A 22,969-nucleotide genomic window follows, 5' to 3' on the forward strand; every position below is an offset into this window, starting at 1 on the left:
AGGCGGCGTGTCAGGCAATGTTGATGTTGTCTGGCACACCGCCTTCGCGAGCAAGCCCGCTCCCACGAGGTTTGTGTGGTTCCACTAGACTGAACCAGGCACCGCTTCACCCCGGTTACGCCCGCAAATGGCCGCTTAGGGATATCGACCATGCAATGGATTTTGACGCTGTTGGGCCTGGCACTTGGCTGGGTGGTGGATGAGTCGTTCGCCGATGCGCTGATAGGCGCGTTGCTGGGCCTTGGCATCGCTCAGGGGATTGGTCTGCGCCGCCTCGGTGCCCACGCCGCCGAACAGCAGAACCAGTTGCAAACGGCCCAGCGCACCTTGAGCTCACTGGAGCAGCGGCTGATCGTGCTTGAGCACAGCACGGTCGCCGCCTCGAGCGAACCGGCGCCATCGCCCGAGATCGTCGTGGCCCAGGCGCCAGAGCCCGACATCCAATCCGAACCGGAGCTGGTCTGGGAACTGCCGCCTGACCTTGAAGCCCTTCCGGTGATGACCGCACAAGCCAGCCAGCCGTTGCCCGACGACGTATGGAGGTCTGCGCCGGCCGCCCCCAAACCGGTTCAGCCGGAACCGGCTGCCCCACGTGGTCCGAATCTGTTCGAGCGTGCCGTCGCGGGGGCGCGTAACTGGCTGTTCGGCGGTAATACTGTATTGCGGGTCGGGGTGGTGCTGTTGTTCCTCGGCCTGGCGTTTCTGCTGCGCTATGCCACTGAAGGCATGGTCGTGCCCATCGAGTTGCGTTATGCCGGCGTCGCGGCCAGTGCGTTGAGCCTGCTAGGCCTGGGCTGGTGGCTGCGCCAGCGCAACAGCAACTACGCGTTGATGTTGCAGGGCACCGGGATCGCCGTGCTGTACCTGACCGTGTTCGCCGCCATGCGCCTGCATCCGCTGCTCGACTCGACAGCGGCCCTGGGCTTGCTGGTGGCGGTCACGGTGTTCTCGGCGATTCTGGCGGTAACCCAAAATGCCCTCGGCCTAGCTGCGGCAGCGGCGTTGGGCGGGTTTGCCGCGCCGATCCTGACGTCCACCGGCAGCGGCAACCATGTCGCGCTGTTCAGCTACTTCATCCTGCTCAATGCCGGCATTCTGGCGATTGCCTGGTTCAAGGCCTGGCGTCTGCTCAACCTGATTGGTTTTGTCGGCACCTTCGGCATCGGTTTCGCCTGGGGCTTGCGCTCTTATGGGCCAGAACTGCTCTGGAGCACCGAGCCGTTCCTGATTGTTTTCTTCCTGATGTATCTGGCGATCGGCTTGTTGTTTACCCGACGCAAGCTGCTGGAAATGGGCGACGGGCCCGAGGACGAAGGCCGCGATGCGCTGTTGCGCTGGTCGGCGCGCAAGGGTGACTACGTGGACGGCACCCTGCTGTTCGGCCCGCCGCTGGTGGGGTTCGGTCTGCAGTTCGCGCTGGTGCAGCATGTGGAGTTCGCCGCTGCGTTCAGCGCCTTGGCCCTGGGTATGATCTACATGGGGCTGGCGCGGGTATTGATGGAGGGGCGCGCTGTCCTGTTGGCTGAAACCTGCCTGGCCCTGGGGGTGATTTTTGCCAGCTTGGCGATTCCCCTGGGCCTCGACGCTCGGTGGACCGCGGCGGCATGGGCTGTGGAAGGCGCGGGGATCTTCTGGCTGGGCCTGCGTCAGCAGCGGCCATTGGCGCGGGCTTTTGCCTTGCTGCTGCAACTGGGCTCGGCGCTGGCTTTTATCAGCGAGTTGCGTCAGGGCGACAACAGCCTGATCGATGGCGCGCCGCTGGGGGCGTTGATGCTGGGTGGCGCCTTGCTGTTCAGTTTCTACCAGTTGCGCAAGACCGCGCCTGAGCACACCGCCAATTGGGAGCGCCAAGGCCTGCCGGTGCTGGCTGTGCTGGGCTTGAGCTTTCTCTATCTGCTGGCGCCGCTGTTCTTCTTCACTCACGGCACCGCCATCACCTGGGCCCTGGCCGGCCTGGCGACGCTGTTCGCGGGCCTGCGCCTGCAATCGCGCAGCTTCCTGTTTACCGCGTTCGCGGTGCAGCTGCTGGGCGGTGCGCTGTTCCTGTTGCGTTTGCAGGGGGCCGAAGGGGATTCGACCGCCGTGTTCAGCGCTGGGTGGAGCGGTTTGCTCAGCGCCTCCCTGATCGGCCTGGCGCTGATTGGCGGCATGCTGCTGGCGGCACGCGATGACATGGTGCGCAACGATGTCCGATTGCTGCGCGGGTTGTCGGTGGTGCTGCTGGCCGGGTTGGTGCTGATCAACCTCGCGGTGCTCTTCGTCCTGCCCTGGCAAACGGCGAGCGGTGTATGGGCGGCCAGCGGCCTGCTGATCATCTGGCTGAGCCTGTACCTGAAGCAGCGCGTGAGTTTCGTGTTCGGCCTGTTGTTGCAGTTGATCGGCGGCGCGGCCTTTCTTGCCGCCGGGTCGGCGCTGCTCGGGCCGCTGAGTGCCGAGGATCTGCGGCCCGTGGCCCACAGCGGGTTCTGGACGCCGCTGGTGCTGGGGCTGGCGGCGCTGGTAGGCGCATGGCGATTGCAGCGTGGTCATCCGTCGGCGGTGTTCCAGGCCTTGAGCTTGCAGCGGTTGTCCGAGTTGTTGCTGATCTGGGGCGCCGGCTGGTGGGCGCTGGCGTGGGGCAGCGAAGTGCTGCGCTTTGCGCCGCAGAACCTGCAAGGCCATTTGATGCTGATCGTCGCGGCAATCAGTGTGGCGCTGTGGGCATTGCTGGCGCTGCGTTTGAATTGGCCGGCGATGGGGCTGTTATGCACCTTGCTGATACCTGTGGCTGGCTGTGTGCTGGTCGCGACCGGGCACAGCCGTTATCACCCGGCGGCGGATTTCGGCTGGCTGGCCTGGTTGGCCGTGTTCGCTGTGCATTGGCTTTCCCTGAAACGTCTGGCGCCGCTGCTACCGGCCCGGGCGCGCAGCAGCGCCCATGTGCTCGGTTGCTGGCTGCTGATCGGTGTGCTAGCGCTGGAGGTGCGCTACGGCCTGATGCTGTTGTCCGAGCAGTACAACGCCTGGCGCTGGCTGGGTTGGGCGATTCTGCCGAGCCTGTACCTGGTGCTGATGGCCGCGTCGCGGGCCTGGCCGTGGCCGGTCTCGGCCCATCCTCGCGAATATCGCGTGTACGCGGCGGCGCCCCTGGCCCTGTTGATGCTGGGCTGGTTCTGGCTGGCCAATACCTTCAGCGACGGCAGCGCCGAGCCGTTGCCCTATGTGCCGCTGCTCAACCCGTTGGAACTGGGCTTGCTGTTCGCCTTGTTTGGCGTCTACGCGTGGGCCCGCAGCGCAGTGGCGCAACTGGCAATCCGATGGGGTCATGCCGGACACGTCGCCCAGTTGATCGCCGGCGTGTCGCTGTTCGCCTTCTTCACTGCTGTGGTGATGCGCAGCGCCCATCATTGGATCGGTGTGCCGTTCGAGCTGGATGCGTTGCTCGAATCCATGTTTGTCCAGGCCGGGCTGTCCATCGTCTGGACCCTGATTGCCCTGGGCCTGATGATCGGCGGGCATCTGCGCCATCGTCGTGAGGTGTGGCTGATCGGTGCGGCGTTGATCGCCGTGGTGGTGGCCAAACTGTTCTTTGTCGAATTGAGTAACCGTGGCGGTCTGGCGCGGATCGTGTCGTTTATCGGCGTGGGCGTATTGCTGTTGGTGGTGGGCTATTTCGCGCCGCTGCCGCCAAAACGCCCGGAAGGGGGCTCGCAGACCGAGCCGCCAATACCTGTCAGTGAGGGAGTGTCGTCTTGAGTCGCAAGTTGAGTCGCATCGGGCTGGGCGTGGTGGGGTTGTGGGTGGCCTTGTCGGTGACGGCCCAGGAGCAGCCGGCGGACTTCGCCCATCAGGTGCCATTGGCCTTGAGCGGTGAGGGGCCTTGGTATCGCCTGGCGTTGCCCCTGGAGATTCAGTTGCAAGCGCGCCAGACCGACCTGAGCGACCTGCGGGTGTTCAACGCCGCCGGGCAGGCCCAGGCCTATGCCCTGGTTCGCGAGACCGCCCAGAGCCGGGAAAACCGCACCCTCACCGACGTGAAGTGGTTCCCGTTGTACAACGCCGCCGATGATCACGAGCGCGCGCCGAGCGTACGGGTGCAATCGAGCGCCGACGGTACGCTGGTGCAGGTGCAACCGTCCAGCCGGCTCGAGGCGGGAGAGGAGGCGTTGCGTGGCTGGCTGCTGGATGCCAGCGCGATCAAGGCGCCCTTGCAACAATTGATCCTCGACTGGAGCAGCGAGCGCGACGGCTTCCAGCGCTTCACCATCGAAGCCAGTGACGACTTGCAACACTGGCAGGCGTGGGGTGAAGGCCAGGTGGCGCGGCTGACCTTTGCCGATGAGCGGGTCGAGCAGCATGAGGTGAACCTGCCGGGACAACCGGCGCGTTATCTGCGGTTGTTGTGGGAGTCGCCGTCATCGGCGCCGGTGCTGACCTCGGTCCAGTTGCAAAGCTCCCGCTACGAAAGCGCGCCGCTGGTCTGGTCGCAGCCTTTGGCCGGCAGCACCACGAAGGCCGGTGAGTACACCTGGCAGTTGCCCATGGGGCTGAATGTCGAGCAGGTGCAGATCGAACTGAGCCAGGCCAACAGCCTGGCACCGGTGACCCTGGCCGGGCGGCGTGAAAGCAGTCAGCCGTGGCAATCGCAGGGCAGTGGCTTGCTGTATCGCTTGACTCAGAACGGCGAGGATGTGCTGCAAAACCAACTGCAACTGTCGGGGCAGACCGTGCAGCAATTGAAGCTGACGGTGGACGAGCGAGGCGGCGGCCTCGGTGCCGAAGCGCCCGCTTTGCGTTTTGCCGTGCGTCCGACCCAGGTGGTGTTCCTGGCGCGTGGCGAGGGCCCCTACAGCCTGGCGCTGGGCAATGCGACGGTGAAAGCGGCCAGCCTGCCATTGGCCACGCTGGTGCCCGATTACAAACCGTCCCGTCTGGCGACGCTGGGGATGGCGAAGGCCAATGGTGCCGCGATCGCGGCACCGGCCGCCGCGCTGAGTCCTGCAACCATCGATACCAACTGGAAGAAAATCAGCTTGTGGGCGGTGTTGCTGATCAGCGTACTGGTCCTCGCGACGATGGCGTTCAGCTTGCTGCGCAAGCCGCCGGTCAAGTCCTGAGCTGAGCACATCCTGTAGGAGCTGGCGAAGCCTGCGATCTTTTCCAATCAATTGAATCTGGAGCGAAAGATCAAGATCAAAAGATCGCAGCCTCGCTTCGCTCGACAGCTCCTACGCAGGTGGGCAGGCCCGGATATGAACTCAATCCTTCATTCCCCGTCTCATAGGAGGAATTAAGTCCCGACTCGCGCTAAACTGCGCTGGTTTTTCCGCCCCCTATTCTTCGGAGCCGTCCATGTCCCGCGTTACCTTGAGTCGCTATTTGATTGAGCAGACCCGCAGCAACAACACCCCTGCCGATCTGCGCTTTTTGATCGAAGTGGTGGCGCGTGCGTGCAAGGAGATCAGCCACGCCGTATCCAAAGGCGCGCTGGGTGGTGTCCTGGGCAGCATGGGCACCGAAAACGTGCAGGGCGAAGTGCAGAAGAAGCTCGACGTGCTGTCCAACGAAATCCTGCTCGAAGCCAACGAATGGGGTGGTCACCTGGCCGGCATGGCGTCCGAGGAAATGGACAATGCCTACCAGATCCCGGGCAAATACCCCAAGGGTGCCTATCTGTTGGTGTTCGACCCACTGGACGGTTCGTCGAACATTGATATCAACGCGCCGGTCGGTACTATCTTCTCGGTATTGCGTTGCCCGAACGAATACCTGAGCCAGAACGAAGCCTTGAACGAAAAGGCTTTCCTGCAGCCAGGCACCGAGCAGGTAGCCGCCGGTTATGCCATCTACGGCCCGCAGACCATGCTGGTGCTGACCTTGGGCGACGGCGTCAAAGGCTTCACCCTGGACCGCGAGATGGGCAGCTTCGTTCTGACCCACGAAGACATCACCATTCCTGAAACCACCCAGGAATTTGCCATCAACATGTCCAATCAGCGCCACTGGGAAGCCCCGGTACAGCGCTACGTCAACGAATTGCTGGCCGGCGAAGAAGGCCCGCTGAAAAAGAACTACAACATGCGTTGGGTCGCCGCGATGGTGGCGGACGTGCACCGTATCCTGACCCGTGGCGGTCTGTTCATGTACCCACGTGACAGCCGCGAGCCGTCCAAGCCGGGCAAACTGCGGCTGATGTACGAAGCCAATCCGATGTCGTTCCTGGTGGAGCAGGCCGGTGGCGCTTCCACCGACGGTCACCAGCGCATTCTCGACATTCAGCCTGAAGGCCTGCACCAGCGTGTGGCGGTGTTCCTTGGCTCGACGGAAGAAGTCGCCCGCGCCACGGCCTACCACAAGGAATAAAGCATGGCCCAGCCTTGGCAGCCGTTGCTCGATTGGTGGTTTGGCTCAGCCACGTCGCCGGACGAAATAGCCGCTGACAAGGGCAAGCTGTGGTTCGGCAAACGCCATGATCGCCAAGCGCACGAGCGCTTCGGCGATCAGGTCGAGCAGGCACTGGCCGGTGAATTGACCGACTGGGCGCAACGCCCCGAAGGCTGGCTGGCCCTGGTGCTGCTGCTCGATCAACTGCCGCGGATGATCTTTCGCGACACCCCCAAGGCTTTTTCTGGTGACCTGCGTGCCCAAGCGCTGGTGGCCCAAGGCATGGCGGCGGGCTTCGACCGGCAACTCGAACCGATCCAGCGGGTGTTCATCTACCTGGTGCTTGAGCATTGCGAAAATCTGGCGGTGCAGAACGAGGCCGTGTCGCGCTTCATCGACCTGGTCCGAGAGCAACCGGAGGCGGATCGGGCAGTGTTTGAAGACAACCTGGATTACGCCGAACGGCACCAGAAGATCATTGCGCGGTTTGGACGCTTTCCCCATCGCAATGCGGTGTTGGAGCGTGAGTCCACGGCTGAGGAAGTCGAGTTTTTGAACAGGCCTGGGTCCAGGTTCTGATCCTTTCGATGTAGCTGACGCCGCTATCGCGAGCAGGCTCGCTCCCACAGTCGATCGTGTTTCCCTGACGGAACTCGGTCAACTGTGGGAGCGGGCTTGCTCGCGAAAGGGCCCTTGAGCGCACTAGATCCGAAAACTACCCACCAACTGCTTCAACCGCGCCGCTTGTTGCTCAAGGTCGGCACAGGCGCGCAAGGTGGCTTGCAGGTTTTCCACGCCCTCGTGGTTCAGCGTGTTGATTTCGGTGATGTCGACGTTGATCGATTCCACCACGGCGGTCTGCTCTTCGGTGGCGGTGGCCACGGATTGGTTCATGCCGTCGATTTCACCGATGCGCTGGGTCACGCTGCCCAGGCGTTCACCGGCCTGGTTGGCGATGCCGACGCTGCTTTCGCTCTGGCGCTGGCTGTCGGTCATGGTCAGGACCGCTTCCCGGGCGCCGACTTGCAGTTCCTCGATCATCTTCTGCACTTGCTGCGCCGAATCCTGGGTGCGATGAGCCAGGTTGCGCACTTCATCGGCCACCACCGCGAAGCCGCGACCGGCTTCACCGGCCCGGGCGGCTTCGATGGCGGCGTTCAGGGCGAGCAGGTTGGTCTGCTGGGAAATGCTGGTAATTACCTCAAGGATCTGGCCGATGTTCACCGTGTTGCTGTTCAGGGTTTCGATGTTGCCGCACGAATCGCTGATCTTGGCGGACAACTGCTGCATCGCGGTGATGGTTTTATCCACCACTTGTTGACCGTCTTCGGCCAGGCTGCGGGCATCGCTGGAATGTTGCGAGGCGAGGGCGGCGTTCTGGGCGATTTCCTGAGCGGCGGCACCGAGCTGGTTGATCGCTGCGGCCACGCTGCTGGTGCGCGAAGCCTGCTGATCGGAATTGACCATCGACGAGTTGGACGCGCTGACCACACGCAGCGCGACTTCGTTGACCAGCCCGGTGGCCGAGGCCACTTCGCGAATGGACGTGTGAATGCGCTCCACGAAACGGTTGAACGACGTTCCCAGGGCGCCGAATTCGTCCTGGCCATGGATGGTCAGGCGGCGAGTCAGGTCGCCTTCGCCTTCGGCGATGTCATGCATGGCGCGGCCCATGGTCAGCAGCGGTTGCATCAGCACGCGGATCAGCATGCCCAGCAGGGCGATGATGAACACCACGGCAATGACCATGGCGATCAGCGCCGAGGTACGGAACTCGCTGAGCATCGCCAGGGCAGTGTCCTTGTCGAGCACCAGCGCCACGTACCAGTCGGCCCCCGGTACACCGTTGACCCGCGTGAAGGAGAGGTATTGGGTCTTGCCGTCGAGTTCGACTTCCTTCATGCCTGGGCTGATTTGCAGGGCGCCGTCAGGGTAGGCCTCGGCCAGGGTCTTGAGCACGCGCTGGCTGTCGGGGTGGATCAGGATCTTGCCGTCGGCGCTGACGATGAAGGCATGGCCGTGGCCGCCGAAGTTCAACGAGTTAATGATGGTGCTGACGCTCGACAGGTCGATGTCCGCACCGGCTACGCCGATCATCTGATTCTGATGCTGTACTGGGGTGGCGACGGTTATCACCAGTTTGCCCGATGAGGCGGCGATGTAGGGTTCGGTGACGATGGTTTGTTGGGCGCTGTTGGCAGCCTTGTACCAGCCACGGGCGCGGGGATCGTAGTCGGCCGCACGATTGCCGGCCGGTACCGAGAACATCACGCCGTCGGTGCCACCGAAATAGCTGAGCTGGAAGTTGCCGGTGTAGGCCGGTAGACCCACGGCGCGCTTGAGGCTATCGGCACTGCTGCCGTCCACCGCAATCTGCTGGGCCAACGATTGCAGCAATTGGGTGCGGCCTTCGACCCAAGTTTGAATGTTGCGGCTGGTCAGGCTGCCGAGCTCCTGCATGGAAGTCTCGGTGCTGGCATGCAAGCCCTGGCGCTGACGGTAATCGTTGAACAGGATGAAGCAGGCGAATGCAACGGCTACCACGAGCGCAGCAGCCAGCAGGATTTTGTGGCTGAATTTCATGTTTCTGGTCATTAAGAACGCTACCGCAGAGGAGCTGGTCAGGAAGGGGCGTCAATTTGCCATAACGCCTGGCATTGCGCTGCTCTTTTTATCGACTCCAGAACGCTTTGAATCAGGCGTTCGCAGGCTAATCCCGACGAAATGCACGACGGCGTCACAAACTGGGTGATTCACCCATGAAACACCGCCCCAACGCCCAACAAATACTGGGTCTGTCGGGGAACCAGATAGGGGTTTTCTCTTCTAAGGTTCTGGTTGGCACCCTGCCACCCCCTTCCGTTCCAGGAGTTACACCATGTCGCTGCGATCTATCGCCCTGTTGTCCTTGTGCGTCTTGTTGACGGCATGCAGCAAGGTCAACCAGGAAAACTATTCGAAACTGTCGGCCGGCATGCCCAAGGCCGAAGTTGAAACGTTACTGGGGAAACCGACCGATTGTTCGGGCGCGCTCGGCATGTCCAGTTGTACCTGGGGCGATCAGAAGAGCTTTATCAGCGTGCAGTACGCCGGTGACAAAGTGTTAATGTTTTCCGGCCAAGGCCTGAAGTAAACCGGGGCCACCGGCCCGCGGGAGAAAAATAATGATGCGGTTATTGTTAGTGCTTTTTGCCGGCCTGGTATTGGCTGGCTGTGCCACTTCTGGCGAAGACCCGTTGGCGCCAAAGACTGTCAACAGTGTCGACCTCAAGCGTTACCAAGGGACCTGGTACGAGTTGGCCCGTCTACCGATGTACTTCCAGCGCAACTGCGCACAATCCGAAGCCCACTACACCCTCAAGCCTGACGGCAATGTGGATGTGTTCAACCGCTGCCTGACCTCGGACTGGCAGTGGGAAGAAGCCAGGGGCACCGCAACGCCTCAAGTGCCGGGCAAGACCGACAAGCTCTGGGTCGAGTTTGATAACTGGTTTTCGCGGATCGTGCCGGGCATGGCGAAGGGGCAATACTGGGTCCTGTATGTCAGCGATGATTACAAGACCGCCATCGTCGGTGACCCGAGCCGTCGTTACATGTGGCTGCTTTCCCGAACCCCGACGGTCAACGGCGTTGTGCGCGAAGAAATGCTGAGCAAGGCTCGCCAGCAGGGTTACGACACGACACGGTTGATCTGGCGTGCGTCGGACCGGCAGATGGCCAAGACTTCGGATTGATAGTCACCGGGATCAAATGTGGGAGCGAGCCTGCTCGCGATGAGGTCGTCACATCCAACACAATTGTTGACTGATAGACCGCCATCGCGAGCAGGCTCGCTCCCACAGGTTTTTGTGGTCAACCCAACAGTTCGCGCAATACCTGGGTAAACGCCCGAGCGCTTTCCTCTTCCGCGGCGTGATGCCCGTCCCGCACAACCCACTGTCCGCCGACCATCACATCCCGCACCTGACGATCCCCGCCGGCAAACAGCCAGCGATTGAGAATCCCATCGCCGTTGGCGGTGGCCAGGTAAGGATCGTTGCCATCGAGCACCAGCCAGTCGGCGCGCTTGCCGACTTCGAGGGCGCCGACCGGTTGTCCCAACGCCTGGGCACCACCTTGCAGCGCAGCATCGAACAAGGTGCGCCCGACCATCGGTTGATCCGCCCGATACAAGCGATTGCGCCGCTGATCTCGCAGGCGCTGGCCGTATTCCAGCCAACGCAGCTCTTCCACCACGCTCAACGACACATGGCTGTCGGAACCGATCCCAAGACGTCCGCCCTGGGCGAGGAAATCCACGGCCGGGAAAATCCCGTCGCCCAGGTTGGCTTCGGTGGTCAGGCACAGGCCAGCAATCGCCTGGCTCCTGGCCATGAGGCTGACTTCGTGAGCATTGGCGTGAGTGGCGTGGACCAGACACCAGCGCTGATCCACCTCGGTGTTTTCGTACAGCCATTGCAGCGGACGGACGCCACTCCAGCTCAGGCAGTCGTCGACTTCCTTTTGCTGCTCGGCAATGTGGATGTGCACCGGGCAATGGCGGTCGCTGGCGGCCAGCACTTCCTGGATTTGCCCGGGCGTCACGGCGCGCAGGGAGTGGAAGCACAAACCCAGCGCCTGGGCCGGTTGCCCGGCCAGAATCGGCTGCAAGCGTGCCTGAAGTTTCAAGTAGTTTTCGCTGCTGTTGATGAATCGACGTTGCCCGTCATTGGGGGCCTGGCCGCCGAAACCGGAATGGCTGTAGAGCACCGGCAGCAGGGTCAGGCCGATGCCGGCGGCGCTGGCGGCCTGGCTGATGCGCAGGGCCAGTTCCGCCGGGTCGGCGTAAGGCGTGCCGTCGGTGTCGTGGTGTACATAATGGAATTCGGCGACCGAGGTGTAACCGGCCTTGAGCATTTCGATGTACAGCTGTCGGGCGATGATGCCGAGCTGATCGGGGCTGATTTTTCCGACGAGGCGGTACATCAGGTCGCGCCAGGTCCAGAAACTGTCGTTGGGGTTGCCCGCCACTTCCGCCAGCCCAGCCATGGCCCGCTGGAAGGCGTGGGAGTGCAGGTTCGGCATGCCGGGCAACAGTGGCCCGCCCAGCCGCTCGGCGCCGTCTGCCTGGGAGTCGGCCTGGATATGAGTCAACACGCCGCTGGCGTCGACTTCAAAACGTACATCATGGGCCCATCCACTAGGCAGCAGTGCGCGTTCGGCAAAGAAGGCGGACATGGTTCAACCTCATCGTGCGTAATTTGTATATACATATACAGACGTTTGCCTGCCCGGTAAACTCCGGCAAGCTAGCACCCCTCTTTTGCAGAACAAGGAACCGCCGTGCCGACTCCGCCTGCCAAACCGCCGCTGGCCGCAAACATGGGTGACAGTCCGGCGCCCTTGTACGCCCGCGTGAAACAGATGATCACCCAGCAGATCGACAGTGGAAACTGGCCGCCGCATTACCGCGTGCCGTCGGAAAGCGAACTGGTCAGCCAATTGGGTTTCAGCCGCATGACCATCAACCGTGCCCTGCGTGAGATGACCGCCGACGGCTTGTTGGTGCGCATGCAAGGCGTCGGCACCTTCGTGGCCGAGCCCAAGAGCCAGTCGGCGTTGTTTGAAGTGCATAACATTGCCGACGAGATCGCCTCCCGTGGCCATCGCCATACGTGCAAAGTCATCACCCTGGAAGAGGAGGCCGCCGGTTCCGAGCGCGCCCTGGCCCTAGACATGCGCGAAGGCCAGAAGGTGTTCCACTCGCTGATCGTGCATTTCGAAAACGACATCCCCGTGCAAATCGAGGACCGTTTCGTCAATGCCCTGGTGGCCCCGGACTACCTCAAGCAGGACTTCACCCTGCAGACGCCCTACGCCTACCTCAACCAGGTTGCGCCGCTGACCGAAGGCGAGCACGTGGTTGAAGCGATTCTCGCTGAAGCGAGCGAGTGCAAGCTGCTGCAGATCGAGCGGGGCGAGCCGTGCCTGTTGATTCGCCGCCGTACCTGGTCGGGGCGTCAGCCGGTAACCGCCGCGCGCCTGATTCACCCCGGTTCCCGTCATCGTCTGGAAGGTCGGTTTCATAAATGAGTGACTTGAAGGTTTTACGCGCCGCGGATTACCCACGTATGCCGTGGAAAAACGGCGGTGGCAGCACCGAAGAAATTACCCGAGACGCTGGCACCGGCCTGGACGGTTTCGGCTGGCGTCTGTCGATTGCCGATATCGCGGAGTCGGGTGGTTTTTCCACGTTCGCCGGTTACGAACGCGTCATCAGCGTCTTGCAAGGTGACGGCATGAGCCTGAGCGTCGATGGCCAGGTCACGCGGCCTCTGCATCCGCTGGCCCCCTTTGCGTTCAACGGCGAAAGCCATGTGCATTGCACGTTGCTGGGCGGACCGATTCGCGACTTCAACCTGATCTATGCGCCGCAGCGTTACCGCGCACGGGTGCAATGGATGGGGGGCCAGCAGCGGTTTTTCAGCGAGGCGGGGACAGTGCTGGTGTTCAGCGCGGCCCCGGGGTTGGCGATCAAGATCGGTGAGTCCACCGTTGACCTGGGCCTCTACGACTGCTTGCAACTGAGCGGTAACACCGAGCTGCTGGACATCTCCACCCACGGCCAATGCTGCGTGATTGAGCTGACTGCCCATTGATTTCCGGCTAACACACTCTTTGTGGCGAGGGAGCTTGCTCCCGCTCGGGTGCGCAGCGCCCGTCGCTTCTTGGGGGCCGCTTCGCGGCCCAGCGGGAGCAAGCTCCCTCGCCACAAAAAGCCTCGCCCTCGCTGTTCCCTCTTCGCGCACCAACTTGTTACCAAACGCCCCAGTGTGGCGCAGAACCACGCTTTCATGACCTGCCTGCCTCCTTCCAGAATCCCCCCTTCAGAAATTTCATCGGGCTAGAAAACCGCTCAAAATCGGGGCTTTCAGCCATTCCAAACGTCATTCTGAAACATATCCTCAATAAGTTGGCCGCTTGATTGCATATGCTTGTACATACAAGTAAAGACGTATGCGTATGAGTCCCCCATGCTCAACGTAACGTGCCTGGAAATCGCGCCCATTGCCTGGGCTGGTCTGGATTGATCGCTGAGGAGTTCTTGCTGTGACCGACGCTACCCGCAAACCCGAAAAATACCGTGACGTTGAAATCCGTGCCCCACGCGGTAACACCCTGACCGCCAAGAGCTGGCTGACCGAAGCGCCGCTGCGCATGTTGATGAACAACCTCGACCCGGAAGTGGCCGAGAACCCCAAGGAACTGGTGGTTTACGGTGGCATCGGCCGTGCGGCGCGCAATTGGGAGTGCTACGACAAGATCGTCGAGAGCCTCACCCACCTCAATGACGACGAAACCCTGTTGGTGCAATCCGGCAAGCCGGTGGGCGTGTTCAAGACCCACAGCAACGCTCCTCGCGTGTTGATCGCCAACTCCAACCTGGTGCCGCACTGGGCCAGTTGGGAACACTTCAACGAACTGGACGCCAAGGGCCTGGCCATGTACGGCCAGATGACCGCCGGCAGCTGGATCTACATCGGCAGCCAGGGCATCGTCCAAGGCACCTACGAGACCTTCGTCGAGGCTGGTCGCCAGCATTACGACGCCAACCTCAAGGGGCGCTGGGTCCTCACGGCCGGCCTGGGCGGCATGGGCGGTGCGCAGCCGTTGGCCGCGACCCTGGCTGGCGCCTGTTCGCTGAACATCGAATGCCAGCAGGTGAGCATCGATTTCCGCCTCAAGACTCGTTATGTCGACGAACAGGCCACCGATCTGGATGACGCTCTGGCCCGTATCGAGAAATACACCGCAGAAGGCAAGGCGATCTCCATTGCGCTGTGTGGCAACGCCGCCGAAATCCTGCCGGAAATGGTCCGTCGCGGTGTGCGCCCGGACATGGTCACCGACCAGACCAGCGCCCACGACCCGCTCAACGGTTACCTGCCGGCCGGCTGGACCTGGGATGAATACCGCGCCCGCGCCAAGACTGAACCTGCTGTTGTGGTCAAAGCGGCCAAGCAATCGATGGCTGTCCACGTCAAAGCCATGCTGGCCTTCCAGAAAATGGGCGTGCCGACCTTCGACTACGGCAACAATATCCGTCAGATGGCCCAGGAAGAGGGCGTCGAAAATGCCTTCGATTTCCCAGGGTTCGTGCCGGCGTATATCCGTCCGCTGTTCTGCCGTGGCATCGGCCCGTTCCGCTGGGCGGCGCTGTCGGGTGACCCGCAGGACATCTACAAGACCGACGCCAAGGTCAAGGAACTGATCCCCGACGACGCCCACCTGCACAACTGGCTGGACATGGCCCGCGAGCGCATCAGCTTCCAGGGGCTGCCAGCGCGTATCTGCTGGGTCGGCCTGGGCCAGCGTGCCAAGCTGGGCCTGGCGTTCAACGAAATGGTGCGCAGCGGCGAATTGTCGGCGCCTATCGTGATCGGCCGCGACCACCTGGACTCCGGTTCCGTGGCCAGCCCCAACCGCGAAACCGAAGCCATGCAGGACGGTTCCGATGCCGTGTCCGATTGGCCGTTGCTCAACGCCTTGCTCAACACCGCCAGCGGCGCGACCTGGGTGTCGCTGCACCACGGCGGCGGCGTCGGCATGGGCTTCTCCCAGCATTCGGGCATGGTCATTGTCTGCGACGGCACCGACGAAGCGGCCGAGCGCATTGCCCGTGTGCTGCACAACGATCCGGGCACCGGCGTGATGCGCCATGCCGATGCGGGTTACCAGATCGCCATTGATTGCGCGAAAGAGCAGGGGCTGAACCTACCGATGATTACCGGGTAGGAGCTGGCGAAGCCTGCGATCTTGTGATCTTGATCTGTCGCTTGCGACTCAATCGGCCAGGACAAGATCGCAGCCTCGTTGCACTCGGCAGCTCCTACAGGGGCGTTATCCAACACCCAGAACAATCCACAGAGGTTGAACCATGGCCGTCACCCGCACACGCGCAAGTAGCAAGCCGTTGATCGAGAAACGCTCGATCGACTACATCCCGGAAGCGGAGAGACACGGCCGATTGTTGAGCCAGTTCACCCTCTGGATGGGTGCCAACCTGCAAATCACTGCCATTGTCACTGGCGCATTGGCGGTGGTGCTGGGCGGTGATGTGTTCTGGTCGTTGATTGGTTTGCTGATCGGCCAACTGCTCGGCGGTGGTGTCATGGCGTTGCATGCCGCGCAAGGGCCCAAGCTTGGCCTGCCGCAGATGATCTCCAGCCGGGTGCAGTTTGGTGTGTACGGCGCGGCCATCCCGATCGTGCTGGTGTGCCTGATGTACCTGGGTTTCACCGCAACGGGAACCGTGCTTTCCGGCCAGGCGCTGGGCCAGTTGTTTGGCGTCAGCGACAGCGTCGGCATCCTTGTTTTCGCCAGTGCCATCGTGCTGGTCACGGTGCTCGGCTATCGGGTGATTCACTTCATTGGCCGTGTCGCCAGCGTCATTGGTGTGATCGCCTTTGTTTACCTGTTCGCTCGCCTGATGAGCCAGACGGACGTTGGCGCACTCCTGCAAATCCGCCATTTCAGCTGGAGCAGTTTCCTGCTTGCGGTGTCGCTCGCGGCTTCCTGGCAGATCGCCTTCGGCCCCTACGTAGCGGACTATTCGCGTTACCTGCCGAGCAAGACGTCCTCGGTGAAAACCTTTTTTGCCGCAGGCGCAGGTTCAGTCATCGGCGCGCAGGTGGCGATGATCCTCGGCGTGTTTGCCGCCGCCTCGGCCAATGGGCAGTTCGCGGGTCACGAAGTGGCCTACATCGTTGGCCTGGGTGGTACCGGTGCCACCGCTGCGCTGCTGTACTTCAGCATCGCGTTCGGCAAGGTCACTATCTCCACGCTGAACTCCTACGGCAGCTTCATGTGCATTGCCACCATCATCAGCGGCTTTCGTGGTCACCTGAACGTCACGCGCTTGCAGCGTCTAGGCTTCGTGCTGGTCATCGTCGGCGCGGCGACCCTGATCGCGCTGCTCGGTCAGCACTCGTTCCTCGGTGCGTTCAAGTCTTTCATCCTGTTCTTGCTGGCGTTCTTTACGCCTTGGAGCGCGATCAATCTGGTGGACTACTACTGCATCACTCGCGAGCGCTATGACGTGCCGGCGCTGGCCGACCCGAACGGTCGCTACGGTCGTTGGAATGCCCTTGGTATCAGCGTCTATGTCTTCGGTGTACTGGTTCAACTGCCGTTCATCGCCACCAAGTTCTATACCGGTCCGCTGGTGGAAGCCATGGGTGGTGTGGATATTTCCTGGATCATCGGCCTAGTGGTCCCGGCGGGGCTGTATTACGTCGCCGCCAGGAAGTGGCACAGCGCAGTACCCGATCAATTGATCCTGCCGATCGAGCAGGACGCGGTTGACGCACAACCGAGCAGGGCGGGTCGCATCCGAGCGGCCTGATGGGATGTTGACAGGGCTGGATGCCTCTTGACTGCCGTAAGCCAATTCACTGATTAGGAGCGTCACATAATGAAATCGAACAAGACCCTGCTGACCACATTGCTTTGCATGGGCCTGCTGGCCAGTGCCGGCGCCACGCAAGCGGCGGGTTGGTGCGAGTCGGGCAAGCCGGTGAAATTCGCCGGTCTGAACTGGGAAAGCGGCATGTTGCTGACCGACGTCATGCAAGTGGTGCTGGAAAAAGGCTACGGCTGCAAGACCGACAGTCTGCCAGGCAACTCCATCACCATGGAAAACGCCTTGAGCAGCAACGATATTCAGGTGTTCGCCGAAGAATGGGTCGGTCGCAGTGAAGTCTGGAATAAGGCCGAGAAGGCCGGCAAGGTCGTCGGCGTCGGCGCCCCGGTGGTGGGTGCTATCGAAGGCTGGTATGTGCCGCGCTATGTGATCGAGGGCGACGCCAAGCGCAAGCTCGAACCCAAGGCGCCGGGCCTGAAGAACATCGCTGACCTGGGTCAGTACGCCGCTGTGTTCAAGGATCAGGAAGAGCCGTCCAAGGGCCGCTTCTACAACTGCCCGGCCGGCTGGACCTGCGAGCTGGACAACAGCGAAATGCTGAAAAGCTATGGCCTGGAAAAAACCTACACCAACTTCCGCCCCGGTACCGGTCCGGCCCTGGATGCGGCGGTGCTGTCGAGCTACAAGCGCGGCGAGCCGATCCTGTTCTACTACTGGTCGCCAACCCCGCTCATGGGTCAGGTGGACCTGGTGAAACTGGAAGAAAAACCGGGCGTGGACAAAAGCGTGACCATCAAGGTCGGCCTGTCCAAGACCTTCCACGATGAAGCGCCGGAGCTGGTGGCGGTGCTGGAAAAGGTCAACCTGCCCATCGATATCCTGAACCAGAACCTCGGGCGCATGGCCAAGGAGCGGATCGAGTCGCCGAAACTGGCGAAGATCTTCCTGAAGGAACATCCTGAAGTCTGGCACGCCTGGGTCAGTGAAGACGCGGCCAAGAAAATCGACGCGGCTCTGTAGGTCGAATCCCCCCCGGCCAGCCCTAGGGCTGGCCGGGACGTTCACTGCATCCACTTGATCGAGAGTCTCTTATGTTTCCCGAAAGCTTTACCTTCTCCATCGCCGACTGGGTCAACAGTTGGGTCGACTCCCTGGTGACCAACTACGGCGATGTGTTCCGGCACATCTCCGACACCTTGCTGTGGGCCATCGTCAACCTCGAAGGCCTGCTGCGCCTGGCGCCCTGGTGGCTGATGCTGGCCATCGTCGGCTGCATTGCCTGGCACGCCACCCGCAAGGTCGCGACCACGGCGGTGATTGTCGGCCTGTTGTTCCTGGTGGGCGCGGTGGGCCTGTGGGACAAACTGATGCAGACCCTCGCCCTGATGCTGGTGGCGACATTTATTTCGGTGTTGATCGGCATTCCGCTGGGCATTCTCTCGGCCCGCAGCAATCGCCTGCGTTCGGTGTTGATGCCGTTGTTGGACATCATGCAGACCATGCCGAGCTTCGTGTACCTGATTCCGGTATTGATGCTGTTTGGCCTGGGCAAGGTCCCGGCGATTTTCGCCACGGTGATCTACGCCGCGCCACCCTTGATTCGCCTGACCGACCTGGGCATTCGCCAGGTGGACGGTGAAGTGATGGAAGCCATCAATGCCTTCGGGGCCAACCGTTGGCAACAGCTGTTCGGCGTGCAACTGCCTCTGGCCCTGCCAAGCATCATGGCCGGGATCAACCAGACCACCATGATGGCCCTGTCGATGGTCGTCATCGCTTCGATGATCGGCGCCCGTGGCCTGGGCGAAGATGTCCTGGTGGGCATCCAGACCCTCAACGTCGGGCGCGGCCTGGAAGCCGGGCTGGCGATCGTGATTCTCGCCGTGGTCATCGACCGCATTACCCAGGCCTATGGTCGTCCTCGGCATGAGGTGAGCAAATGAACAACGCAGCCATCAGCAAGATCGAAGTCAAGAACGTCTTCAAGATTTTCGGCAATCGCTCCAAGGAGGCTTTGGAGCTGATCCGCCAGAACAAGACCAAGGACCAGGTGCTGGCCGAAACCGGTTGCGTGGTCGGTGTGAACGACCTGTCGCTGAGTATCGGCACTGGCGAGATCTTCGTGATCATGGGCCTGTCCGGCTCCGGCAAATCCACCCTGGTGCGGCACTTCAACCGGCTGATTGACCCTACCAGCGGCGCGATCCTGGTGGACGGCGAAGACATCCTGCAACTGGACATGGACGCCCTGCGCGAATTTCGCCGCCACAAGATCAGCATGGTGTTCCAGAGCTTCGGCCTGCTGCCCCACAAGAGCGTGCTGGACAACGTCGCCTACGGCTTGAAAGTGCGCGGCGAGAGCAAAGAGGTGTGCGCCGAGCGGGCGTTGCACTGGATCAACACCGTGGGCCTCAAGGGCTACGAGAACAAGTACCCGCACCAGCTCTCCGGCGGCATGCGCCAGCGAGTGGGCCTGGCCCGTGCCCTGGCGGCGGACACCGATATCATTCTGATGGACGAAGCCTTCAGCGCTCTTGATCCGCTGATCCGCGCGGAAATGCAGGACCAGTTGCTGGAGCTGCAAAAGACCCTGCACAAGACCATCGTCTTCATCACCCACGACCTCGACGAAGCCGTGCGCATCGGCAACCGCATCGCGATTCTCAAGGATGGCAAGCTGATCCAGGTCGGCACACCCCGAGAGATCCTGCACTCGCCGGCGGATGAGTATGTCGATCGGTTTGTGCAGCGCAGGGCTGCGGTGGTGTAAGGCCGGACGCAGTTGTGGCGAGGGAGCTTGCTCCCGCTGGGTGGCGCAGCCGCCCCAAAAATCTTGTGAGCGCTGCGCACTCAAGCGGGAGCAAGCTCCCTCGCCACGAGGGCCATGCCTTAAGCCAGGTGTGATGCTGAGATGAATTTTTCATGAGGTTGAAGATGTCCCAGGCTGAAAAAATCGTAATCGCCGACGCTCCGTTGCGTTGGCAGGATGTGGTCGCCGTCGCCCGCTTCGGCGCGCCTCTGGAGTTGTCGGCCCAGGCCTGGGCGCGGATCGACAATGCCCAGGCCATCGTCCAGCGCATCGTCGCAAGCGGCGAGCGCGCCTATGGCGTCAACACCGGCCTGGGTGCCTTGTGCAATGTCTCGCTCAAGGACGAACAGCTCAGCCAACTGTCGCGCAACACCTTGCTCAGCCATGCCTGTGGCGTCGGCGCGCCGCTGGCCGATGAACAGACCCGGGCGATTATCTGCGCGGCCATCCTCAACTACAGCCAGGGCAAATCCGGCATTCATCGCCGGGTGGTCGAAGCCCTGCTGGCGCTGCTCAATCGCGGCATCACCCCGCAAGTGCCCTCCCAGGGTTCGGTGGGCTACCTGACCCACATGGCCCATATCAGCATCGCGCTGTTGGGGGTTGGCAATGTCAGCTATCGCGGGCAAATCGTGTCGGCGCAACAGGCTCTGGCCGCAGAGGGCTTGCAACCGGTGCAACTGGGGGCCAAGGACGGTTTGTGCCTGGTCAACGGCACGCCGTGCATGACCGGCCTCAGTTGCCTGGCCCTGGCCGATGCGACGCGGCTGCTGCAATGGGCCGACGTGATCGGCGCCATGAGTTTCGAGGCCCAACGCGGGCAGATCGCGGCGTTCGATGCCCAGATTATCGCCCTCAAGCCGCACCCTGGCATGCAACAGGTCGGCGTCAACTTGCGGGCACTGCTGGACGGCAGCGAAGTCATCGCTTCGAGCCTGGGCATTCGCACCCAGGATGCGTTGAGCATCCGCTCGATTCCTCAGGTCCACGGTGCCGCTCGCGACCAACTGGCGCATGCCCGGCAACAGATTGAAACCGAACTCAACGCCGCCACCGATAACCCGCTGTTGCTGGGCACGCCGGAGAGCTTCCGGGTCATGTCCCAGGCCAACCCCCACGGTCAGTCGGTGGCCTTGGCCGCGGATCTGCTGGCGATTGCCATGGCCGAAATCGGCTCCATCGCCGAACGCCGGCTCGACCGCTTGATCAATCCTCACGTCAGCGGCCTGCCGGCGTTCCTGGTGGCCAACCCCGGGGTGAACTCGGGGATGATGATCGTGCAATACGTCGCCGCGTCGCTGTGTGCGGAAAATCGCCAACTGGCGCAACCGGCGGTGCTCGACAACTTTGTCACCTCGGGCTTGCAGGAAGATCACCTGAGCATGGGCACCAACGCCGCCCTGAAGCTGCACCGGGCGCTGGAAAACTGCACGCAGATCCTCGCCATCGAGTACCTGCTGGCCGCCCAGGCTTTTGAATTCCTCAAGACGCAACGCTTCGGTGCCGGCACCGACGTTGCCTGGAAACTGCTGCGCGAGCATGTGCCGGCCTACGATCAGGACCGTTGGCTGGCGCCGGACATCGCCAGCGCCGCCGCCCTGCTTAAAGATCCAGCCGTGCTGCACAACGCTTTACCGAATTTGAATTGATCAAAAAACCGCCAGCGTGCCAAGGCATCCACCGCCCAAAAGGCCAGGGTGACGGATAACGGAGCATTCCGGAGCGACTGGCGGGTGAAAACAAAACTCTCAAAAGGAGCAATACATGACTGCCTTAAACCTGATTCCCGGCCAATTGAGCCTGGCTCAATTGCGTGACATCTATCAGCAACCCGTGACCCTGAGCCTCGACGCCAGCGCGTCGGCGCAGATCGAGGCCAGCGTCGCCTGCGTTGAGCAGATCCTGGCCGAGAACCGTACCGCCTACGGCATCAACACCGGTTTTGGTCTGCTGGCCTCGACCCGCATCGCCAGTGAAGACCTGGAAAACCTGCAACGCTCCCTGGTGCTGTCCCATGCCGCTGGCGTGGGCGAGCCGATCAGCGATGCGCTGGTGCGGCTGGTCATGGTGCTCAAGGTCAACAGTCTGAGCCGGGGCTTTTCCGGCATCCGTCGGCAGGTGATCGATGCGCTGATTGCGCTGATCAATGCCGAGGTCTATCCGCATATTCCGCTTAAAGGTTCGGTCGGTGCGTCCGGCGATCTGGCGCCGCTGGCCCACATGTCCCTGGTGCTGTTGGGCGAAGGCAAGGCCCGTTACAAAGGTGAATGGTTGCCGGCTGTCGAAGCGCTGAAAGTGGCCGGCCTTGCGCCGCTGACCCTGGCTGCAAAAGAAGGATTGGCGCTGCTCAACGGCACTCAAGTGTCCACCGCGTTTGCCTTGCGTGGTCTGTTCGAAGGCGAAGACCTGTTCGCCGGTGCCCTGGCCCTGGGCAGCTTGACGGTAGAAGCCGTGCTCGGTTCGCGCTCGCCATTCGATGCGCGTATTCACGCCGCGCGCGGCCAGAAAGGCCAGATCGATGCCGCTGCCGCTTATCGCGATCTGCTGGGCGAGCGCAGCGAAGTCTCCGCGTCCCACCAGAACTGCGACAAGGTCCAGGATCCGTATTCCCTGCGCTGCCAGCCACAAGTGATGGGCGCCTGCCTGACCCAGTTCCGCCAGGCCGCTGAGGTGCTGGTGATCGAAGCCAACGCCGTGTCGGATAACCCGCTGGTATTCGCCGCCGAGGGTGATGTGATTTCCGGCGGCAACTTCCACGCCGAACCGGTGGCAATGGCCGCTGACAACATGGCCCTGGCAATCGCCGAAATCGGTTCCCTGAGTGAGCGGCGTATTTCGCTGATGATGGACAAGCACATGTCGCAACTGCCGCCATTTCTGGTGGCCAATGGCGGGGTGAACTCCGGCTTCATGATCGCCCAGGTCACCGCTGCTGCCCTGGCCAGCGAAAACAAGGCGTTGTCCCATCCCCATTCGGTGGACAGCCTGCCGACTTCGGCCAACCAGGAAGACCATGTGTCCATGGCTCCTGCCGCGGGCAAGCGTCTGTGGGAAATGGCCGACAATACCCGTGGGATCCTGGCGGTTGAGTGGCTCGCTGCCTGTCAGGGATTGGACCTGCGGGGAGGCTTGAAGACCTCCGCGAAGCTGGAACAGGCTCGCAGCCTGTTGCGCGCAGAAGTGCCGTTCTATGAAAAAGACCGATTCTTCGCGCCGGACATCAATGCGGCGAGCGAGTTGTTGGCCAGTCGTTGCCTGAATGAACTGGTCACGGCGCAGTTGCTGCCGAGCCTGTAAGAACCTCATCGCGAGCAGGTACAGATGATGTTTGATCAGCTTCGATACCTGTGGGAGCGGGCTTGCTCGCGAAAGCGGTGGGTCAGCTTGCATCAATG

Annotated in this window: 17 protein-coding genes; 15 read left to right on the top strand and 2 right to left on the bottom strand. The window is 62.1% G+C overall.

Annotation, left to right across the window (positions count from 1 at the left end; all coding sequences use genetic code 11):
- Positions 1–150 precede the first annotated feature (150 nt).
- The 4 genes from BMY45_RS22000 (at position 151) to BMY45_RS22015 (ending at position 6,942) form a co-directional block, all read left to right on the top strand.
- Positions 151–3,735, top strand: coding sequence for a DUF2339 domain-containing protein (locus tag BMY45_RS22000; protein ID WP_092401446.1), 3,585 nt, complete (start codon positions 151–153; stop codon positions 3,733–3,735).
- Positions 3,732–5,096 (top strand): DUF3999 domain-containing protein, encoded by a 1,365-nt coding sequence (locus BMY45_RS22005; RefSeq protein ID WP_092401449.1) that lies wholly within the window; start codon positions 3,732–3,734, stop codon positions 5,094–5,096. Before BMY45_RS22000 ends, BMY45_RS22005 begins: the two co-directional genes overlap by 4 nt.
- A gap of 235 nt (positions 5,097–5,331) precedes the next feature.
- Positions 5,332–6,342, top strand: a complete 1,011-nt coding sequence (locus tag BMY45_RS22010) for a class 1 fructose-bisphosphatase (protein ID WP_092401452.1) — start codon at positions 5,332–5,334, stop codon at positions 6,340–6,342.
- Between the two features lie 3 nt (positions 6,343–6,345).
- Complete coding sequence (locus tag BMY45_RS22015; protein ID WP_092401456.1) at positions 6,346–6,942, top strand: DUF924 family protein; 597 nt, start codon at positions 6,346–6,348, stop codon at positions 6,940–6,942.
- Between the two features lie 123 nt (positions 6,943–7,065).
- On the opposite strand, the gene BMY45_RS22020 is transcribed toward BMY45_RS22015, so the two are convergent.
- Positions 7,066–8,958 carry a methyl-accepting chemotaxis protein gene (locus BMY45_RS22020; RefSeq protein ID WP_218189649.1) on the bottom strand — a complete coding sequence of 631 codons (1,893 nt, stop codon included), beginning with the start codon at positions 8,956–8,958 and terminating at the stop codon, positions 7,066–7,068.
- Between the two features lie 283 nt (positions 8,959–9,241).
- Here BMY45_RS22020 and BMY45_RS22025 point away from each other — a divergent pair, with 283 nt between their 5' ends.
- Together BMY45_RS22025 and BMY45_RS22030 are read left to right on the top strand one after the other, a co-directional pair.
- Entirely contained in the window at positions 9,242–9,496 is a 255-nt protein-coding gene (locus BMY45_RS22025) for a hypothetical protein (RefSeq protein WP_025211369.1), read from the top strand.
- Positions 9,497–9,527: 31 nt separating this feature from the next.
- Complete coding sequence (locus BMY45_RS22030; RefSeq protein WP_092401462.1) at positions 9,528–10,097, top strand: lipocalin family protein; 570 nt, start codon at positions 9,528–9,530, stop codon at positions 10,095–10,097.
- Positions 10,098–10,215: 118 nt separating this feature from the next.
- Here the strand turns inward: BMY45_RS22030 and BMY45_RS22035 are convergent, their stop codons facing one another.
- Positions 10,216–11,580, bottom strand: a complete 1,365-nt coding sequence (locus tag BMY45_RS22035) for a formimidoylglutamate deiminase (protein WP_092401465.1) — start codon at positions 11,578–11,580, stop codon at positions 10,216–10,218.
- A gap of 144 nt (positions 11,581–11,724) precedes the next feature.
- Between BMY45_RS22035 and hutC the strand changes: the two genes are divergently transcribed.
- The 9 genes from hutC to hutH (BMY45_RS22085) all read left to right on the top strand — a co-directional run bounded on the left by hutC (position 11,725) and on the right by hutH (BMY45_RS22085) (position 22,871).
- Positions 11,725–12,435 carry a histidine utilization repressor gene (hutC, locus tag BMY45_RS22040; protein ID WP_171061303.1) on the top strand — a complete coding sequence of 237 codons (711 nt, stop codon included), beginning with the start codon at positions 11,725–11,727 and terminating at the stop codon, positions 12,433–12,435.
- Complete coding sequence (locus BMY45_RS22045) at positions 12,432–13,001, top strand: HutD/Ves family protein (protein WP_092401469.1); 570 nt, start codon at positions 12,432–12,434, stop codon at positions 12,999–13,001. Before hutC ends, BMY45_RS22045 begins: the two co-directional genes overlap by 4 nt.
- A gap of 451 nt (positions 13,002–13,452) precedes the next feature.
- Positions 13,453–15,138: a urocanate hydratase gene (hutU, locus tag BMY45_RS22055; RefSeq protein WP_092401475.1), complete on the top strand. Its 1,686-nt coding sequence runs from the start codon at positions 13,453–13,455 to the stop codon at positions 15,136–15,138.
- Positions 15,139–15,280: 142 nt separating this feature from the next.
- Entirely contained in the window at positions 15,281–16,747 is a 1,467-nt protein-coding gene (locus BMY45_RS22060; protein WP_092401478.1) for a purine-cytosine permease family protein, read from the top strand.
- A 69-nt stretch (positions 16,748–16,816) separates the two neighbouring features.
- Positions 16,817–17,785: an ABC transporter substrate-binding protein gene (locus BMY45_RS22065; protein WP_092401481.1), complete on the top strand. Its 969-nt coding sequence runs from the start codon at positions 16,817–16,819 to the stop codon at positions 17,783–17,785.
- Positions 17,786–17,856: 71 nt separating this feature from the next.
- A complete protein-coding gene (locus BMY45_RS22070; RefSeq protein ID WP_092401484.1) occupies positions 17,857–18,708 on the top strand; it encodes an ABC transporter permease in 852 nt (283 codons plus the stop codon).
- Complete coding sequence (locus tag BMY45_RS22075; protein WP_092401487.1) at positions 18,705–19,535, top strand: quaternary amine ABC transporter ATP-binding protein; 831 nt, start codon at positions 18,705–18,707, stop codon at positions 19,533–19,535. The genes BMY45_RS22070 and BMY45_RS22075 overlap by 4 nt, the downstream gene beginning before the upstream one ends.
- A gap of 164 nt (positions 19,536–19,699) precedes the next feature.
- Positions 19,700–21,223, top strand: a complete 1,524-nt coding sequence (gene hutH / locus BMY45_RS22080; RefSeq protein WP_092401490.1) for a histidine ammonia-lyase — start codon at positions 19,700–19,702, stop codon at positions 21,221–21,223.
- A gap of 115 nt (positions 21,224–21,338) precedes the next feature.
- Positions 21,339–22,871 (top strand): histidine ammonia-lyase, encoded by a 1,533-nt coding sequence (hutH, locus tag BMY45_RS22085; protein WP_092401493.1) that lies wholly within the window; start codon positions 21,339–21,341, stop codon positions 22,869–22,871.
- Positions 22,872–22,969: the final 98 nt, after the last annotated feature.

The organism is Pseudomonas sp. NFACC39-1, from assembly GCF_900110355.1.
In the GTDB taxonomy this organism is placed as follows: Bacteria; Pseudomonadota; Gammaproteobacteria; order Pseudomonadales; family Pseudomonadaceae; genus Aquipseudomonas; species Aquipseudomonas tehranensis.

Coding starts and splice junctions, on each gene's coding strand:
- BMY45_RS22000 (WP_092401446.1), top strand. CDS start 151: ATGCAATGGATTTTGACGCTGTTGGGCCTGGCACTTGGCTGGGTGGTG.
- BMY45_RS22010 (WP_092401452.1), top strand. CDS start 5,332: ATGTCCCGCGTTACCTTGAGTCGCTATTTGATTGAGCAGACCCGCAGC.
- BMY45_RS22015 (WP_092401456.1), top strand. CDS start 6,346: ATGGCCCAGCCTTGGCAGCCGTTGCTCGATTGGTGGTTTGGCTCAGCC.
- BMY45_RS22020 (WP_218189649.1), bottom strand. CDS start 8,958: ATGACCAGAAACATGAAATTCAGCCACAAAATCCTGCTGGCTGCTGCG.
- BMY45_RS22025 (WP_025211369.1), top strand. CDS start 9,242: ATGTCGCTGCGATCTATCGCCCTGTTGTCCTTGTGCGTCTTGTTGACG.
- BMY45_RS22030 (WP_092401462.1), top strand. CDS start 9,528: ATGATGCGGTTATTGTTAGTGCTTTTTGCCGGCCTGGTATTGGCTGGC.
- BMY45_RS22035 (WP_092401465.1), bottom strand. CDS start 11,580: ATGTCCGCCTTCTTTGCCGAACGCGCACTGCTGCCTAGTGGATGGGCC.
- hutC (WP_171061303.1), top strand. CDS start 11,725: ATGGGTGACAGTCCGGCGCCCTTGTACGCCCGCGTGAAACAGATGATC.
- BMY45_RS22045 (WP_092401469.1), top strand. CDS start 12,432: ATGAGTGACTTGAAGGTTTTACGCGCCGCGGATTACCCACGTATGCCG.
- BMY45_RS22060 (WP_092401478.1), top strand. CDS start 15,281: ATGGCCGTCACCCGCACACGCGCAAGTAGCAAGCCGTTGATCGAGAAA.
- BMY45_RS22065 (WP_092401481.1), top strand. CDS start 16,817: ATGAAATCGAACAAGACCCTGCTGACCACATTGCTTTGCATGGGCCTG.
- BMY45_RS22070 (WP_092401484.1), top strand. CDS start 17,857: ATGTTTCCCGAAAGCTTTACCTTCTCCATCGCCGACTGGGTCAACAGT.
- BMY45_RS22075 (WP_092401487.1), top strand. CDS start 18,705: ATGAACAACGCAGCCATCAGCAAGATCGAAGTCAAGAACGTCTTCAAG.
- hutH (WP_092401490.1), top strand. CDS start 19,700: ATGTCCCAGGCTGAAAAAATCGTAATCGCCGACGCTCCGTTGCGTTGG.
- hutH (WP_092401493.1), top strand. CDS start 21,339: ATGACTGCCTTAAACCTGATTCCCGGCCAATTGAGCCTGGCTCAATTG.